The organism is Oleiphilus sp. HI0079, assembly GCF_001635105.1.
Map to the genome: position 1 here is coordinate 1 of NZ_LWFT01001197.1, position 945 is coordinate 945.

The following is a 945-nucleotide window of genomic DNA, read 5'->3' on the forward strand; positions in this document are numbered from 1 at the left end:
CACAGCCTGCAACAAAAGAATCCCTTGATACGTGAAGAAGAAATTAGCTTTTTAAGGAATCAAAAAGAGCAGGGCTTGTCGTATATTGATAGAACCGGGCTGGAACTTCAGGCCATGAGAGTCATTATCAATACCTAATGCATACGGATAACGGGTGAGCACGAATATGAGCGACGATAAGCTGAAACAAGAATTGAGTGAACTGCAATACAAGGTCACGCAGTGTGATGCGACCGAGCGCGCTTTCGATAACGAGTACTGGGATCATAAGGAAGAAGGCATTTATGTTGATGTCGTCTCGGGGGAGCCTTTGTTTAGTTCAACGCATAAATACGATTCGGGCTCTGGTTGGCCAGCCTTTTATCAGCCGATTAAAATCGAACAAATCGTTGAAAAGGAAGATACCAAGCTCTTTATGCGACGGGTAGAGGTGCGAAGTAAAGAGGCTGACTCCCATCTCGGACATGTTTTTCCAGATGGTCCAGAGCCGACTGGCATGCGGTATTGTATTAACTCGGCGGCGATGCGCTTTGTTCCAAAAGCCGAGATGGATGCTCAGGGTTATGGAGAATTTTTGACCTTGTTTGATGAAGGGTAGCGAAAAAGCGTATGGAACCCAGTCACGAGTATTTGCTCGATATTGCCAATATGAAGATGCCATTTGGCAAGTACAGCGGTCGGCGTTTAATTGATCTGCCTGAAGAGTACTTGCTCTGGTTTCGTAAGAAAGGCTTTCCCAATGGCAAGTTTGGGCAGCTTTTAGAAATGACGCTCGAGATCAAGATTGAAGGTTTGGAAGGGATTGTCGCGCCACTAAAGTCATAGCTGACGTCGCCTCCAAATGAGATGAAGGCGACGTGCTGTCTATTCTCAGTTTTCGACTTTGGGTGGTTGCTGTGGTTGCGTTAGAAAGAGAAATACGCCAAGCGCAATCAACAGGAAGGC

General features: G+C 46.2%; 2 protein-coding genes and 1 pseudogene. All 3 read left to right on the forward strand.

Annotated elements, in window-relative coordinates; all coding sequences use genetic code 11:
- The first annotated feature begins 6 nt into the window (after positions 1-6).
- The 3 genes and pseudogenes from A3750_RS27385 (at position 7) to A3750_RS21360 (ending at position 825) form a co-directional block, all read left to right on the forward strand.
- Positions 7-138: a hypothetical protein gene (locus tag A3750_RS27385; RefSeq protein WP_369819965.1), complete on the forward strand. Its 132-nt coding sequence runs from the start codon at positions 7-9 to the stop codon at positions 136-138.
- Positions 139-175: 37 nt separating this feature from the next.
- Positions 176-598: pseudogene (gene msrB / locus A3750_RS21355) on the forward strand (peptide-methionine (R)-S-oxide reductase MsrB); the annotation flags it as partial.
- 11 nt (positions 599-609) lie between these two features.
- Complete coding sequence (locus A3750_RS21360) at positions 610-825, forward strand: DUF3820 family protein (RefSeq protein WP_068456451.1); 216 nt, start codon at positions 610-612, stop codon at positions 823-825.
- Positions 826-945: the final 120 nt, after the last annotated feature.